Origin of the sequence: Paenibacillus maysiensis (assembly GCF_000520815.1) — a bacterium.
GTDB lineage: Bacteria > Bacillota > Bacilli > Paenibacillales > Paenibacillaceae > Paenibacillus > Paenibacillus maysiensis.
This window is the reverse complement of the sequence record NZ_ASRY01000047.1, coordinates 39,487-54,272: the sequence shown is the minus strand read 5'-3', so window position 1 is coordinate 54,272 and position 14,786 is coordinate 39,487. Positions and strand designations below refer to the sequence as shown.

The window sequence follows — 14,786 nt, the reverse complement described above, 5'->3', positions numbered from 1 at the left end:
CGGCTTCCCAGCCGATCTGGAGGAAAAAGCGAATCAGGTGGCCTCTGAAGGAGGTACGCCGTTGGCTGTCGCGCTGGATGATCGGATATATGGCATTATTTATTTGAAGGACACGGTGAAGCCGGGCATGAAGGAACGGTTCGATCAGCTCCGGGAAATGGGCATACGCACGATCATGTGTACCGGGGATAATCCGCTGACAGCCGCGACAATTGCACGGGAAGCGGGTGTGGATGATTTTGTGGCTGAAAGCAAGCCGGAGGACAAAATCGCAGTCATTCGCCGTGAGCAGGAGCTGGGCAAGCTGGTTGCCATGACCGGAGACGGTACGAATGATGCTCCTGCGCTGGCACAGGCTGACGTCGGGCTGGCCATGAACAGTGGTACGGTCGCGGCCAAGGAAGCCGCCAATATGGTAGACCTGGATTCCGATCCGTCCAAAATTATTGAGGTGGTCGCTATTGGCAAGCAGTTGCTTATGACACGCGGTGCTTTGACAACGTTCAGCATCGCGAACGATGTTGCCAAATATTTTGCCATTATCCCGGCGATGTTCATGCTGGCGATTCCGCAAATGAGCGCATTAAATGTGATGGGGCTTGGCTCTCCGCTGTCTGCTATTTTGTCGGCGTTGATCTTCAATGCTGTTATTATTCCGCTTCTGATCCCGCTGGCCATGAAGGGCGTGAAGTATAAGCCTATGAGCTCGGATCGCCTGCTGGGACGGAATTTGCTGATTTACGGTTTGGGTGGTATGGTGGTGCCGTTTGTCGGCATTAAAGCCATTGATTTGCTGGTGCATTTGTGGATTTAACGCAGCCTGTGAAGGTGTGCATTTCGGATACTGAATGGAAGCAGAAAGGGTGAGCAACATGAGTGGCTTTTATCGGATGATGTCCGGACGCAGATTTGCTGCACACGAAAAAGCCGGGTCTGCCGGGCAGGGGAATAACAAGCGTCCAGAGACGGATGCTGTGCCGAATGGACAGCCGGAGAGAGAAGAGATGCGGGGAGGCACCATTGTTGGCGTTGCGTTGCGTACCTCGGTGCTGATGATCCTGCTGTGTGGCCTCGCTTACCCGCTGGTTAGCACGGGCGTGGCACAGGTATTGTTTCCGCAGCAGGCGAATGGCAGTATGCTTCGTAATGCGGAGGGTCAGGTAGTTGGCTCCGAGCTGATCGGGCAGTCCTTTGCCAATCCGGCGTTTTTTCAGGGGCGGGTATCAAGCATTGATTATAATGGGGCCGGTTCAGGCTCCAGTAACTACGCACCGTCCAATCCGGCCTTGATACAGAGGGTTAAGGATTCGATAGCAGGTTGGCAGAAAAATAATCCGGATGTACCGATCAGTCAGGTTCCGGTGGACCTGATTACGAACTCCGGCTCCGGTCTGGACCCGCATATTTTGCCACAGGCGGCACGGGTTCAAATTCCGCGTATTAGCCGCTTGACGGGTATTGCGCCGGATAAACTGAAAGCACTGGTGCAGGAGCAGACCGAAGACCGCAGCGCCGGAGTATTTGGAGAGCCGCGTGTGAACGTGCTCAAGCTGAACCTTGCGCTTGAAGCGCAAACGCAGGTACAGTCAGCCAAGCCATAGAAGGATCAAAAAAAGGTATTCCCGAGCGATAAGCTTGAGGGATACCTTTTTTATGGGATTGGGATGCTCTGGGATGGATAAAGCTGCAAGAAAGTGTTTTATTCCTTATGGGGGATATGAATTTTTGTTCGCTTATTTACTTAGCTTTACATTGCTTGATGAATTTTTGGCTTTCCTTAAGGCTGAAGCGAGTACGCACATGTATATAAATACAACAATACCTATGATTAAATAAGACAACTTAATATTCATTAGATCCGTAAGAGTACTGCTCAAAATAGGGCCGATCATTAGGCCAATCGAGTATGCCGTGTTATAAAGTGCAAAAGTAATTCCATAAGAATGATTTCCACTTCGTTGAGAAATATCAGCAAGTTGAGGTAAGCAGGGAGCAAGAACCATACCCATGCTCACCCCTAAAATAGCTAAAATGACAGCTTGAAACGATAATGTTTCTGGAAGTGCGGTCAGAGGAAGAGCAATGGATACCATAAGTAGACCGAGGAGAATTCCGTTTTTATAGCCGACCTTACTGGAAAACTGTCCTATAAAAGGCGTTGCCAGGCCATAAGCAAGGGTGGGAATGGCAAATAATAATCCAATAAGTCCAGGGTTAGCGCTAAAATTGTGCTGTAGGTGTAACGGTAATGTGGGCTCAAGTACGCTTGGGATGGATGCGCCGATAATCACAACTCCAATGACCAAAAGCAAATCTTTATTTTTCATGAACGAGAAAGGGGAAATATACTTTTCATTTTTCGCTTCCGGAATATCATGCAGGAGTATTAACCGAAGTACAGCATCGATGACGGCCAAGGAGATGGCAAAGTAAAAAGGAAGCTGGTAACTTCCCCATTGATACAACCAACCGCCAATTGTCGGTCCGAGAAGGGTCCCGGCGGCTTGACCGGATAATGCCAAGCCCATGGCTTTGCCACGTTCTTCAGATGGATATAGATCAGCCAAGAGAGCGAGCCCTGCTGTCCAGGTCATTGCGGCTGCGATTCCCTGAAGAGCGCGTGCCACTACAAGCAGCCAGAGAGTGTGGGCTATGGCAAACATTAAAGTGGAGGCTATGAGTCCAATTAACCCCCATAATAGAGGTGTCTTTCTCCCAATCCGATCCGTTAATAGGCCAAAAATAGGTGTAGCTATAAATAATGCGATTGCATAACTGCTGAATAAAAATCCGATTTCGGTTTGAGTTGCTCCCAGAGAATCTGCGTACCTTGGCAGAATGGGAACGACTAATCCATAGATTAACATATCAATGAATACAGCTAATCCGACAACAATTAGTGCAGCTTTTTGCTTATTTTGTGCCCCTTTACTCCTTTTCATTATTACATCCTCCTCATAAATTTTTTCTGATTTCCTCTTTGATTTGTTTAACAAATTTTAATTGAAGCTCGCATTGATCATAAATATTTCTGAAAATTAACATGACGTTTACGGGGATATTCATAAGTTCAGCTTTTTGTTCTTGCCCCAATTTCATATCTCTATAGATTTTTTCGATGGCTTGCTGTTGAGAGCTTAAAGCCTCTTCAATTTCATGGAGCGCAGCCTCATCCATAAAAGTTAAAGCTGTGTACAGTGCTGTTGGAAATACAACAGAAGATTCTTTAAATGATTCGATTAAAAGCCGACTAAACTCACTTTTTCCAGTCTCCGTGATCGCATATATAGCTTTTGACCGATTCCCTGTCTGTTCTAACGTTTTCAAATGTACAATTCCTTCTGAATCCAGCTTTTTTAAGGCATGATATATAGAAGCTGGTTGCACATAAGCCCATTTATCCGTTTGAGCGGATTGCATCTTTTGTTGTATTTCATATCCGGACATTGCTCCATATTGTAATAAAAGACCAAGAACCATTACACGTGTCGTACTCAAAATGATATCTCCTCCATAAAGTTTAATAGTAAAATTATAATACTAAACATTTAGTATTATAATTTTACTATAGCATTACAAACTAAGGAAGTAAAGAATATTACTTGAAATAATTGACATACGATTGAAGATTGGTAATCAGGCTTTTGAAGTCACAAAATCTCTTGAAAAGCAGGGCGAACAGGTTCGTGAGTAAATTTTATTGGATTCTTGTTGAAACAGTACCCACAGTTGCAAAGTGAGGGAGAGTTTTTTCATCATCATATAGGTGAGAAAATTCAGAAGCACTATTCCTATTTGGAACACCTAATGAATTCCGGATAAGGGTCAGCACTCTACAACTGGGGAATATCGATCCGTAATGGGTATGGAGATCATGAGAGTATGCTTGATGCTAGATTTGTGAAAAAGAATGCGGAACTAATCTTAACATATTAGAAAAATGATCCGCATTTAAATTAACTGAGTTGAGTGGGGTAGTGATGAAAGATAAATCTGCTTCGCCATCTGCTGTCTGGACCCTTAATTATAATGACAAATACTGATGTTTATTATAATAATTTCAAACGAAGAGCACTCCCCCTCCCCCCCGTTTGAGAAAAGAAAAGAGATATCCCTATGCCGTTTATGGCCTGTGGAATACCTCTTTTTAATGGTTATATCCGAACGTCTTGTCATCCTGAAATCGTTTGAACGATGAGCACCACATTCAAGATAATAATGACAGCGGTCACGATCCAGGCTAATACTTTTTGCCATGTTTTGTTCGCAAACTCACCCATACGCTTTTTGTCGCTGGTGAAGATCAGCAATGGGATGATGGCAAAGGGAAGCTGGATGGACAGAATGACCTGACTTAGCACGAGCAATTCTTCGGCCCCTTTTTCACCCGCGATTGCTGTGACGATCACCGCTGGAATGATAGCGATGAGTCTGGTTACCAGACGGCGCAGCCAAGGCGCGAGACGAAGGCTGAGAAAGCCCTCCATGACGATTTGCCCGGCTAAGGTACCGGTTACGGTTGAATTCTGACCGGAAGCGAGCAGCGCCACCCCGAACAGGATACTGGCGAGTGTGGTTCCGAGTAATGGCGACAGCAGATAGAAAGCATCGCTGATTTCCGCCACATCGGTTTTTCCTGCTGTATGGAACACGGCTGCGGCGACGATCAGAATCGCGGCATTGATAAACAGGGCGAACATGAGCGCTATACTCGAATCCCATGTCGCGAATTTGATAGCCTCCCGTTTGCCTGCTGACGTCTGCTCGAATTTACGAGTTTGTACGATGGACGAATGCAGGTACAGGTTATGGGGCATCACGGTAGCGCCCATAATACCGATGGCGATATACAACATGCTTGGGTTGGTCAAAATTTGTGAGTCCGGTACAAAGCCACCCATCACGCTGCTCCATTCTGGTTGGGCCAAAACGAGATTGATGCCAAAGCAGCCGGCAATCGTCACCATCAGTACAATGACCAGCGTTTCCAAAGCACGAAAACCTTTGTTTTGCAACAATAAAATGAGCATGACATCAAATGCGGTAATCAGAACACCGTACAATAGTGGTATACCGAACAGCAGCTTTAGTGCGATGGCTGAACCGATGACCTCGGCCAAATCCATGGCTGCGATGGCGATTTCGCATAAAAGCCATAAGCCGATCGCGACCGGGCGACTATAGGCTTCGCGGCACATTTGAGCCAAGTCTTTACCTGTGGCAATGCCGAGCTTGCCAGATAAGGCTTGCAGTAGGATGGCCATCAAATTGGAGATCAGAATGACACTGAGCAGTGTATAGCCAAATTGCGATCCGCCCGCAATGTCTGTAGCCCAGTTGCCGGGGTCCATATAGCCGACAGCGACCATATAGCCGGGTCCGGCAAAGGCAAGGAATTTCCGAAACCACGTGCCGTCCTTCGGGATGTTCAAGGAGCGATTCACTTCCGATAATGAAGCTATTTCCGCCAGGTTACCATTTGTATTTCTCATACGCTTCACCTTCTTTATCCATGTTGGAATATATTATTAGTGACATAGCTATTGCCTAATCCCTATTGTACACCCACAATAGTTTTTGTCTAGTGCAACTTTTGTGCGGTTAAGCAAGTTAATCTTATTTTAGCCCACGCAAGGTTGTCGGTCATATTATAAATCCGCGCTCTCCAGTGATTCATTTTGTGTGGTTTGTTTAAAGTACATACGAGAAGGAAATCATCATTAACAAGGCGATGATCCCGGCGAATGTAAACCATATAAAGAAGGAGAGATGAAATCATGGAAGCATTATACACAGCATCAGCAACGGTACATGGCGGAAGAGACGGTTCTGTCGCTTCATCGGACGGAGTTTTGAAGCATAAGCTCAGTACACCGAAGGAATTGGGTGGTGCAGGTGGAGAGGCCACGAATCCTGAGCAATTGTTTGCGGCAGGCTATGGCGCCTGTTATGAGAGTGCATTGGCTAATGTAGCCCGCAAAGCCAAGGTAAAAGTGGATCATGTTGAGGTAACCAGCCACGTGTCCATCGGTAAGGACCCGAGCGACGGCGGCTTCCAATTGGCAGTGCGTCTGGACGTGAAAATACCGGGTGTTGAACGTTCCCAGGCTGAAGATTTGGCACGTCAAGCGCATGATTTTTGTCCATATTCCAAGGCGATTCGTGGCAACATTGACGTCGAGCTGAACGTCATTTGATCGCGAAGCACATAATCTTTACGTTCCTGCCGCCGATTCATCGGCGGCTTTTGCATCTAGACCTCGATTCGCAGAGATCCGAGACCATTTGACATCATCGCCAAAATTCATTAAGATGGCTTAGGTGATTCTGGTCATCAGGTACGAAACAAATTTGAAAAATACGGGTGATATGATGTCTTACAGACCGAATATTGTTAATTTCACGCTGGCTGGCAGCAACGAAAAAGAAGGGCTTTATGAGTTTAAAATGAGTTTGGCCGATGGAACGGAGTGCCGCGTTTTTTCTCAACGTAATCCGGAGTGGACCTTGACGAATATTAGTCGACTGCTAACGACGCCTTGCCCGGTATGCCATAAGGATTTTATCTGCAAGTGTATGGATAAGTTCCATGATGAGTTTTTAGAGCAAATTAATTCGAAACAGCTGTTTGAGAAAGCATTGAGCTAGTTCTCAAAACAGGTAAAAGCCTATACATTGTTAAACAAGCGTCGGATGATTTCGGCGTTTTTTTGTTTATATTCGTATTGTTGATTGTATCTGTTGTTTATTTCCTGGAGGTGAAATGCATTTATGAAGCAGTCTGATCATTCGATTGTGTTGGTGGATGGTGTATGCCATTTTTGTCAGGGGGCGGCCCGCTTCATTATTAAGCGTGACCCGAAGGGGACGTTTCATTTTGGTTCCCTGCAATCCGAGCAGGGACAAAAGCTATTGCGTGCAGGAGGATTGTCAACGGATAAGCTGGATACGTTCGTATTAATTGAAGACGGTATGTATTACACGAGGTCAACCGCAGCTCTGCGGATTGCCAGACGTCTTTGTTTTCCATATCCGCTGGCCTATGTCTTCATCCTCGTTCCTCGCTTTATACGCAATGCAGTCTATAACTGGGTGGCGCGTAACCGATACCGCTGGTTTGGCAAGGATGAAGAGGATCAATGTCAGATCCCCCCACCAGAAATTAGGCAACGATTTTTTTAACTGTTCAGGATTCAGGTTTCGGAGGAGCAGCTTCCTTTTCAGAGCCCTTTTTGGAGCGATGACGACGGATCCGCCATATCACAACTGCCGCAATCAGGATCAGGCCGGCAACGGCTACATATATGATATGACGCAGATTGGGGACGTTGACGGATAACTTTAGCTCATTAGACTCTAATGGGGCAATATCCCAACGTAGCGTTTTCCCGTCTGCCGATATACTGTCGGCATTGCTGGCGGCTGGCTGGATCGGTAAGGATAGGCTAAAATTAAGATCAAGCTGCCGCTCCAGTATTTTGCGTGCGAACACATTCATTTGCTCCAATTTGTCACTCAGTCCCCGAGCTTCTTCAGGAAGCATCCGTGGCAGATCGAGCTTCACCGTAAGATCAACATTCGTTGTGAAAAAATGTGGGGTCACAACGCGTTTAAATTCCAATCCCTCAGGTAAATTTAAACCCTGATTGAGACTTTTTCCGCTTGTACTCCAATCTCCTTGATAGTGCCCTTTGATTTGATAACCCTTTCTTCCCTGCTCAGATAGTGGCTGAACATTTAGATTGTTGCCTTGAATCCGCTTGGCCAAGCGGTCCAGCAGCCCGGGATTATTCAGGATCACCAGCGTCTGATTGTTTACACTGAACGAAGCGTCCATATCCACGCTCTGATCCAGATGAACATCTACATGGACATCCCCTCGTGCACAGGAAGTGAGAGGGATCAGACAGCACAGCAGCATAAAAATGAGCAGCATTTTCCGTGTTCGATGTTGTTGATGCTTGTCCCGGTAAGGGCCGTATCCTGTTTGCTCCATGATCTTCCCCTTCTTTATATATGTTCTTTCGTTTTAACGATTGGATATCTTCTATATATTACACATTCGGAGAGCTAAAATCGAACGGACTGACAGGATAAATAGATTTTTATATTTAAAATGTTTCCTTAGGGAAACATTTTAGTGTATACTCTAAAATATAGTATTAGTAAAAAATAATTGACATCATGAAATAGTTTGTTCCAAATACATATAAATAGAGGAGGATGTTGAAGCATGAATAAACGGTTTAAGACGACTGTACCGCGATGGGCTTTGATGGCAGGAACATTGTTCCTGGTTTTAGTTGTAGCAAGTGCATGCACTAATAGTAAGAAGGCGGAGCAGGGAGCTACCGGAGAGGCGGGGCAAAAAATAAAGGCCACAGCTACCATTGGCATGATTTCTGATATTGTCGGCAAGGTAGGCGGTAATCATGTGGAGGTTACAGGCATTATGAAGTCAGGCGTTGACCCACATTTGTACAAGGCTTCTCAGGGAGATATGCGCAAACTGGATCAGGCGGATATTATTTTTTATAACGGACTGCATCTGGAAGGGAAAATGCAGAATATTTTGGAGAAGATCGGCAAGCAAAAACCTGTCGTACCTGTGTCCAAAAATATTGCTCAGGATCAGTTGCGCTCAGGTAGCCCGGAAATGGGGTCGGAGCATGATCCGCATATCTGGTTTAATGTACAAAACTGGATGTCTGCGGTAGAAACCGTCAGAGATGAATTGTCGGCGCTTGATGCTGCTCATGCGGAGGATTATAAGGCCAATGCAGAAGCCTATCTCGCTGAGCTGCGGAAGCTGGATGCTTACACGAGGGAGCAGATTGCAAGCATACCAGAAGCCCAGCGCGTGCTTGTCACGGCCCATGATGCTTTTGGCTATTTCGGAGATGCCTACGGCATTCAAGTGAGAGGCCTTCAAGGAATGAGTACAGAATCCGAAGCGGGTTCTCAGGATGTGACCAAGCTGCGTGATTATTTGGTTGAACATAAAATCAAGGCTATATTCGTAGAATCCAGCGTTCCGAGAAAGGCTATAGATGCGGTCATCCAGGGAGCAGCGCAGCAGGGCCATACAATCAAGGTTGGCGGCGAGCTGTATTCGGATGCGATGGGTGAGGAAGGCACGGAAGACGGTACGTATGTTGGAATGGTCAAGCATAACGTTAATACGATTGTTAAAGCTCTTAAATAAAGGAGGAGAAAACACATGGGGCATTCACCGCTTGTGGTTCGTGATTTATCTGTAGCTTATCAAAAAAAGCCCGTTCTGCTTGACGTTTCCTTCGAGGTGCCGGAAGGCAAGCTGATTGGTATTATCGGCCCGAACGGGGCTGGAAAATCTACGTTGATCAAGGCAGCACTTGGACTGATACCAAAGCTCATGGGAGAGGTGCTGGTCTACGGCAAGCCCTATAAGCAACAGTTGCTCAAGGTTGGCTATGTACCGCAGCGGGAGTCGGTGGATTGGGATTTTCCGACGAATGCGCTGGATGTGGTTATGATGGGACGGTATGGCAGACTGGGCTGGTTTAAGCGACCTGGAGTCGCTGACCGTCAGGCTGCGCTGGAGAGTCTGGACAAGGTAGGTATGAGAGACTATGCGAACAGGCAAATCAGTCAGTTATCCGGCGGGCAGCAGCAGCGTGTTTTTTTAGCCAGAGCACTCGCGCAGGACGCTCAGCTTTATTTTATGGATGAACCGTTTGTCGGTGTGGACGCTGCAACAGAAAAAGCCATTATTTCATTGCTCAATGATCTGAAACAGCAGGGTAAAACCGTACTTGTCGTTCATCATGATTTGTCTACGGTCACGGATTATTTTGACCAGGTTATGCTGTTGAACGGGCACCTGATGGCGTTTGGAGAGACGGCAGATATTTTTACCGAGGAAAATCTGCAACGTACGTATGGCGGACGTCTGAGCATACTCAAAACAGGCCCGGATTCCGGCACGATACTCGGAGTGAGGTGAGCGGTATGACAAGCTTGGCAACGCTTTTGACCGACCCGAATATGCAGTGGATTTTGCTGGGCTGCATTTTGCTCGGTTTAAGCAGCGGGGTGATTGGCAGCTTTATGTATTTGCGCAAGCAGTCGCTCATGGGGGATGCCTTGGCACATGCGGCTTTGCCGGGGGTATGTGTAGCGTTTATGATTACGGGCACAAAATCTGTATTTGGATTTATGATCGGGGCCGCCATTGCAGGCATTGTTGCCACTTTTGCCATCAGTGCGCTGACCCGATACTCACGAATCAAAAGCGATTCGGCGATTGCAGCCGTGCTGTCTGTATTTTTCGGCTTTGGCATCATGCTCTTGACGGAAATTCAGCACAGCGGAGCGGGGAATCAGAGCGGGTTGGATAAATTTCTGTTTGGTCAGGCAGCGGCGATGGTATTGTCTGATGTTTACACGATGGCGGCAATTTCAGTGGTGCTGATCGGGATCTGTATATTGTTCTTCAAGGAATTTAAGCTGCTTAGCTTTGATCCCGGCTTTGCTCGTGGACTTGGTTTTCCGGCAGGCTTGCTGGATAAACTGTTGATGCTGTTGATTGTTATTGCGGTGGTTGCCGGGATTCAGGCGGTGGGTGTCATTATGATGGCGGCCTTGTTGATTACACCCGCAGTATCGGCAAGATACTGGACGGAGAAGCTGGGTGTCATGGTGTGTCTGTCGGGCTTATTTGGTGCTATAGCGGGCTTCGGTGGAACAATTATTAGTTCTCTGGGGCAAAATCTGCCCACAGGGCCGTTGTGTGTGCTGTGTGCGACTGTCGTGTTCGGCGTGAGCCTGATTTTTGCGCCGCAGCGCGGGATGATTTCCAAGGCTATCGTTCGGTTGAACGCCAGGAAAAATCTGGAGCAAGCAGTCGGAACACAGCCAAGGGAGGAGCGTGCCCTATGAGTTCATTTTATGTGATCTTGACGGGAATGTTAGTGGCAGGGGGATGTAGTATCGTTGGCTGCTTTCTCGTGCTTCGGAAAATGGCTATGATCGGTGATGCAATCAGCCATGCGGTGCTGCCGGGGATTGTTATTGCCTTTCTAATCAGCGGATCGAGGGACTCGGTGTGGATGATGTTCGGTGCGGCGGTGTTGGGACTCCTTACGGTGTATCTGATTCAGTTGTTCCAACAAAGCGGTCTGCAAAGTGATGCTGCCATTGGGGTAGTGTTTACAACATTGTTTGCCATAGGTGTTTTGCTGGTCAGTGTGTTTGCTTCCAATGTCCATCTGGATATGGATCACGTTTTGTATGGGGAAATTGCTTATGTGCCGTGGAATACGTTAGAGATTGCTGGCTTCGATGTCGGTCCGAGGGCTGTGTGGATTACGGGCGCGATGTTTTTGATTAATTTGCTCGTGGTAGGGGGATTTTTCAAGCAATTTAAAATCACTTCCTTCGATCCCGCGCTGGCGGCTTCGGTAGGTATTCCGGTTGTTTTTTTTCACTATCTGCTGATGAGTCTGGTCTCGCTTACGACAGTGGCATCGTTTGAGAGCGTGGGTGCGATTCTGGTGGTCGGAATGCTCGTGGTACCGCCTCTTACGGCTTATCTGCTGACGGAGAAGTTATCCCGTATGATTGTGTACAGCGTCGGGTTTGGGGCGATCAGTTCGGTAGCGGGCTTTTACACGGCAAGTGTGCTGGATGCCTCTATTGCGGCATGTATGCTGTGTGTATCGGGTGTGTTGTTACTTTTGGCTTTTCTCTTTTCCCCGTCTCATGGGGTGGTATGGCAAAAGTTACTCCAGCAACGGGGACTGGTTCGTGAAGACAGCAAGTAGTCGCAGAAAGCGATCATCTATGAGTGACTAAAAGTAGCGTGCAGACAGGTAGAAAATGCCTGAATGCGCGTTTTTTTGCGCGTATGCTGCTCTGTGTGGCTTATTTTACGCAAGCTGGAGTGGATCGTCTTGAATTGTTGGGGATACGGGAGTACATTCATTACAGCGATACAAGAACGGACGGAACGATCTGTCACGTTGCAGGGAGGCGCGAAAATGGAGAGCTTTAAACGTAAATCACCAGAGGAAATATTGGATTCCATTAACAAGCTGCATCGGGGCAGACTCAAAATATACATTGGAGCGGTTAGTGGGTCGGGCAAAACGTATCATATGCTTCTGGAAGGACAATCGCTTCAGCGTGAAGGTATTGATGTTGTAATTTGTGCAGTATCGACCATGCAGCGGCGCGAGACGGTGGAGCAGGTGGGCACGCTGGAGCGGATACCCAGTATCCATTGGATTCAGGATGGGGTGGAGCAGAAGGATTTGAATCTGAAAATACTGGAGGAACGCAATCCCGAGGTGGTGCTGGTGGATCATTTGGCACATCGCAACCGGGAAGGAGCCCCATTTTCAACCCGGTTGGAGGATATTCAATATCTGCTGGAGCTGGGGATTAGCGTCATTACGACGGTCAATGTATATGAGCTGGAAGGGATTACGGAGTGGGTTTATCAGCTAACAGGGATAGAAGCAGAATATACAGTTCCTGTCGATACACTGGAGCTGGCGGATGAAATTCGTTTGATTGATGTCACACCGGAAACGATTTTGGAACGGCTGGCGAAAGGATACATGCATGCGCCCAATCCTGAGATGTTTCACCGGGGAAATCTGGGTAAGCTGCGTGAGCTGGCTCTGCGATTGGTGGCAGAGGATGTGAACGATTCGCTGGAACGGCACCGGGAGGAGTTGGGTTTGCACGGGGCGTCAGGAGCCACAGAGCGTATTTTGGTGCCTGTCCAGTATCACTGGAACGGGTCCATTTATGTACGCAGGGGGGAGCAGGTCGCCAAGCGGCTGGGCGGAGATATGCTGGTAGCCTCCTTTGTCGATCCGAAGCGCAAGCTGTCCAAGGAATCGGCGGCCTTCAAGCGCTCGATTGAGCAACTGGTTGAAAAGGTAGGATCGGAATTTGAAGAAATCCCGCTCATTTCCCGCAGAAGATTGCCTCGGCAGCTTATCCATTATGCGGTGGCGCGTAATGTTACCCGGATCGTTATGGGACATTCCCGGCAGACCCGGTGGCAGGAGCTGATCAGGGGCTCGCTGGTGAACGGAATTTTTAAGCGGATGAAAAATATGGACCTGCTGCTTATTGCCGATCGCGCAGAGCAGGAGGGTGAACGTATTTTGCCGACGATGAGGCAGGAAGAAGGAGACAATGATCCGTATCATCGTCTGAGCGATGAGGAAGCGCAGGCTGAGGCTGCCAAAATTCGGCGCGGCAAGCTCAAGGTATATATTGGTGCTGCTCCCGGTGTCGGCAAGACGTACACGATGCTCAGAGAGGGAAATGATCTGCTGACAAGTGGGATTGATGTTGTTATCGGACTACTGGAAACACATGGAAGGGTAGAAACGTTGGCACAAGTGGGCTCTCTATATACCGTTCCTCGTCAGACTATCGAGCGGCATGGCGTACATTTGGAGGAAATGGACACCGAAGCGATTCTCAGGCGTAATCCCGAGGTGGTCCTTATTGACGAACTGGCGCATACCAATGTTCCCGGCAGTTCAAGATCCAAGCGTTATGAGGATGTACTGACGATTTTGGATCAAGGGATTTCTGTTATTTCCACAATGAATGTACAGCACCTGGAGAGCCTGAATGACGCGGTTGAGCAGATTACCGGGATTCGGGTGAGGGAGACCGTTCCCGACCGTATGATGCGGCTGGCCGATGAGGTACAGCTCATTGATGTGGCTCCCAAATCGTTGCAGCAGCGTATGCGTGATGGCAAAATATACGATCCTGCCAAGGTGGAGCAAGCGCTTAGCCATTTTTTTAAATTAGGCAATCTGATTGCCTTGCGGGAGCTTGCTTTGCGGGAATTGGCAGATGATGTAGATGAACGGCTGGAATCCTGGGATCGACACGAATCGCTGAGAGGGCCGTGGCGTAGAGAGGAAGTAATCTTCGTAGGGGTGACGCTTAGTAACAATGCTGAAAGGCTGATTCGACGCGGCTTTCGTATTGCTTTTCGTCTGAAGGCGGTATGGATCGTGACCTATGTTCATGTCGGTATAAGCATACCGGAGAAGCTAAACTCCCGGCTGGAACAGTTGAAAATGCTAACCCACCGTCTGGGAGGAACCTTCGAAATCCGGCTTGTTTCCAGTCGGAGAGAGATTGCTGACAACTTGATTACTCCGGTGGAAGGGTATACGGGTACGCAGTTAATTGTGGGGCAGTCCTCCAGAAGCAGTCGTTGGGGAAAGGATGCGGTCGTCCCGCAAATTCTCCGTCAAGCGCGTCATATGGATGTTCTGATCGTGGCGGACTATGACCCGGACATTAAGTTGGAGGAAGAGGATTGAATCGCCCAATCCTTTTATAAATAGTCAGATGCTGGGTTCCGGTTGTTCAGTGCTTCCATAGTATATTCTATCTCAAAGAATTGGAGGCGAATTTGAACATGTATAAACATTGTCATTTTTCAAAGCCAAAAAAACGTGTATTTAAGAAGATTATTAAGGTGACTGTCATTAAGTTTAAGCCTAAATTTAAACGTGATCACTGGAAACATGAAGACTTTAGTAAAAAATGTCACTGTCGGAAACATCGCCATCATCGCCATCATGACTGCCATCGTCGTCACCACAAATTCTATTAAGATTACGGCAATGGGAGGCGGGCTTGAATGCCCGCCTTTTGTTTACATAAGGACTTGAAGAAATTCTAACATAAAAAATGCTTGCTCTAAAATAAGTGCTGTGCTATTCTACCAGTAAATAGATTGCACGTGACGGAAGCAC

General features: G+C 47.6%; 15 protein-coding genes. 11 read left to right on the top strand and 4 right to left on the bottom strand.

Going from position 1 to position 14,786, the window contains the following annotated elements:
- The coding region (locus L696_RS0103600; RefSeq protein WP_025682435.1) for an HAD-IC family P-type ATPase at nucleotides 1-814 on the top strand (814 nt) is incomplete at its 5' end.
- 58 nt (nucleotides 815-872) lie between these two features.
- A complete protein-coding gene (gene kdpC, locus L696_RS0103595; RefSeq protein ID WP_025682434.1) occupies nucleotides 873-1,601 on the top strand; it encodes a potassium-transporting ATPase subunit KdpC in 729 nt (242 codons plus the stop codon).
- 132 nt (nucleotides 1,602-1,733) lie between these two features.
- Here the strand turns inward: kdpC and L696_RS0103590 are convergent, their stop codons facing one another.
- From L696_RS0103590 to L696_RS0103580, 3 genes are all read right to left on the bottom strand, one after another.
- Nucleotides 1,734-2,942 carry an MFS transporter gene (locus L696_RS0103590; protein ID WP_025682433.1) on the bottom strand — a complete coding sequence of 403 codons (1,209 nt, stop codon included), beginning with the start codon at nucleotides 2,940-2,942 and terminating at the stop codon, nucleotides 1,734-1,736.
- 13 nt (nucleotides 2,943-2,955) lie between these two features.
- Nucleotides 2,956-3,498 carry a PadR family transcriptional regulator gene (locus L696_RS0103585; protein WP_025682432.1) on the bottom strand — a complete coding sequence of 181 codons (543 nt, stop codon included), beginning with the start codon at nucleotides 3,496-3,498 and terminating at the stop codon, nucleotides 2,956-2,958.
- 674 nt (nucleotides 3,499-4,172) lie between these two features.
- Nucleotides 4,173-5,492 carry an Nramp family divalent metal transporter gene (locus L696_RS0103580; RefSeq protein ID WP_025682431.1) on the bottom strand — a complete coding sequence of 440 codons (1,320 nt, stop codon included), beginning with the start codon at nucleotides 5,490-5,492 and terminating at the stop codon, nucleotides 4,173-4,175.
- A gap of 285 nt (nucleotides 5,493-5,777) precedes the next feature.
- Between L696_RS0103580 and L696_RS0103575 the strand changes: the two genes are divergently transcribed.
- The 3 genes from L696_RS0103575 to L696_RS0103565 all read left to right on the top strand — a co-directional run bounded on the left by L696_RS0103575 (nucleotide 5,778) and on the right by L696_RS0103565 (nucleotide 7,182).
- Nucleotides 5,778-6,197 (top strand): organic hydroperoxide resistance protein, encoded by a 420-nt coding sequence (locus L696_RS0103575; protein ID WP_025682430.1) that lies wholly within the window; start codon nucleotides 5,778-5,780, stop codon nucleotides 6,195-6,197.
- Nucleotides 6,198-6,321: 124 nt separating this feature from the next.
- A complete protein-coding gene (locus L696_RS0103570; protein ID WP_025682429.1) occupies nucleotides 6,322-6,648 on the top strand; it encodes a hypothetical protein in 327 nt (108 codons plus the stop codon).
- A gap of 123 nt (nucleotides 6,649-6,771) precedes the next feature.
- A complete protein-coding gene (locus L696_RS0103565) occupies nucleotides 6,772-7,182 on the top strand; it encodes a thiol-disulfide oxidoreductase DCC family protein (protein WP_025682428.1) in 411 nt (136 codons plus the stop codon).
- Nucleotides 7,183-7,186: 4 nt separating this feature from the next.
- Here L696_RS0103565 and L696_RS0103560 read toward each other — a convergent pair whose 3' ends face one another.
- The gene (locus tag L696_RS0103560; protein ID WP_025682427.1) at nucleotides 7,187-7,996 is read right to left on the bottom strand and encodes a DUF3153 domain-containing protein; all 810 of its coding nucleotides are present in this window, start codon (nucleotides 7,994-7,996) and stop codon (nucleotides 7,187-7,189) included.
- A gap of 237 nt (nucleotides 7,997-8,233) precedes the next feature.
- Here L696_RS0103560 and L696_RS0103555 point away from each other — a divergent pair, with 237 nt between their 5' ends.
- From L696_RS0103555 to L696_RS0103535, 6 genes are read left to right on the top strand one after another with little or no spacing between them, the layout of a single operon-like run.
- On the top strand, nucleotides 8,234-9,205 hold the full coding sequence (locus L696_RS0103555) for a metal ABC transporter solute-binding protein, Zn/Mn family (protein WP_025682426.1): 972 nt from the start codon (nucleotides 8,234-8,236) through the stop codon (nucleotides 9,203-9,205).
- A gap of 15 nt (nucleotides 9,206-9,220) precedes the next feature.
- On the top strand, nucleotides 9,221-9,985 hold the full coding sequence (locus tag L696_RS0103550; protein ID WP_025682425.1) for a metal ABC transporter ATP-binding protein: 765 nt from the start codon (nucleotides 9,221-9,223) through the stop codon (nucleotides 9,983-9,985).
- 5 nt (nucleotides 9,986-9,990) lie between these two features.
- Nucleotides 9,991-10,920 carry a metal ABC transporter permease gene (locus L696_RS0103545; protein WP_025682424.1) on the top strand — a complete coding sequence of 310 codons (930 nt, stop codon included), beginning with the start codon at nucleotides 9,991-9,993 and terminating at the stop codon, nucleotides 10,918-10,920.
- The gene (locus L696_RS0103540; RefSeq protein ID WP_025682423.1) at nucleotides 10,917-11,804 is read left to right on the top strand and encodes a metal ABC transporter permease; all 888 of its coding nucleotides are present in this window, start codon (nucleotides 10,917-10,919) and stop codon (nucleotides 11,802-11,804) included. The genes L696_RS0103545 and L696_RS0103540 overlap by 4 nt, the downstream gene beginning before the upstream one ends.
- 23 nt (nucleotides 11,805-11,827) lie before the next feature.
- Nucleotides 11,828-12,034, top strand: coding sequence for a hypothetical protein (locus tag L696_RS30190; protein ID WP_155985306.1), 207 nt, complete (start codon nucleotides 11,828-11,830; stop codon nucleotides 12,032-12,034).
- Nucleotides 12,021-14,348 (top strand): histidine kinase, encoded by a 2,328-nt coding sequence (locus L696_RS0103535; RefSeq protein ID WP_025682422.1) that lies wholly within the window; start codon nucleotides 12,021-12,023, stop codon nucleotides 14,346-14,348. Before L696_RS30190 ends, L696_RS0103535 begins: the two co-directional genes overlap by 14 nt.
- Nucleotides 14,349-14,786: the final 438 nt, after the last annotated feature.

What these genes read in the sequence shown, in the direction of transcription:
- L696_RS0103540 (WP_025682423.1), top strand. Translation starts at nt 10,917, where the DNA reads ATGAGTTCATTTTATGTGATCTTGACGGGAATGTTAGTGGCAGGGGGA.
- L696_RS0103555 (WP_025682426.1), top strand. Translation starts at nt 8,234, where the DNA reads ATGAATAAACGGTTTAAGACGACTGTACCGCGATGGGCTTTGATGGCA.
- L696_RS0103575 (WP_025682430.1), top strand. Translation starts at nt 5,778, where the DNA reads ATGGAAGCATTATACACAGCATCAGCAACGGTACATGGCGGAAGAGAC.
- L696_RS0103550 (WP_025682425.1), top strand. Translation starts at nt 9,221, where the DNA reads ATGGGGCATTCACCGCTTGTGGTTCGTGATTTATCTGTAGCTTATCAA.
- L696_RS0103565 (WP_025682428.1), top strand. Translation starts at nt 6,772, where the DNA reads ATGAAGCAGTCTGATCATTCGATTGTGTTGGTGGATGGTGTATGCCAT.
- L696_RS0103545 (WP_025682424.1), top strand. Translation starts at nt 9,991, where the DNA reads ATGACAAGCTTGGCAACGCTTTTGACCGACCCGAATATGCAGTGGATT.
- L696_RS0103580 (WP_025682431.1), bottom strand. Translation starts at nt 5,492, where the DNA reads ATGAGAAATACAAATGGTAACCTGGCGGAAATAGCTTCATTATCGGAA.
- L696_RS0103590 (WP_025682433.1), bottom strand. Translation starts at nt 2,942, where the DNA reads ATGAAAAGGAGTAAAGGGGCACAAAATAAGCAAAAAGCTGCACTAATT.
- L696_RS0103535 (WP_025682422.1), top strand. Translation starts at nt 12,021, where the DNA reads ATGGAGAGCTTTAAACGTAAATCACCAGAGGAAATATTGGATTCCATT.
- L696_RS0103560 (WP_025682427.1), bottom strand. Translation starts at nt 7,996, where the DNA reads ATGGAGCAAACAGGATACGGCCCTTACCGGGACAAGCATCAACAACAT.
- kdpC (WP_025682434.1), top strand. Translation starts at nt 873, where the DNA reads ATGAGTGGCTTTTATCGGATGATGTCCGGACGCAGATTTGCTGCACAC.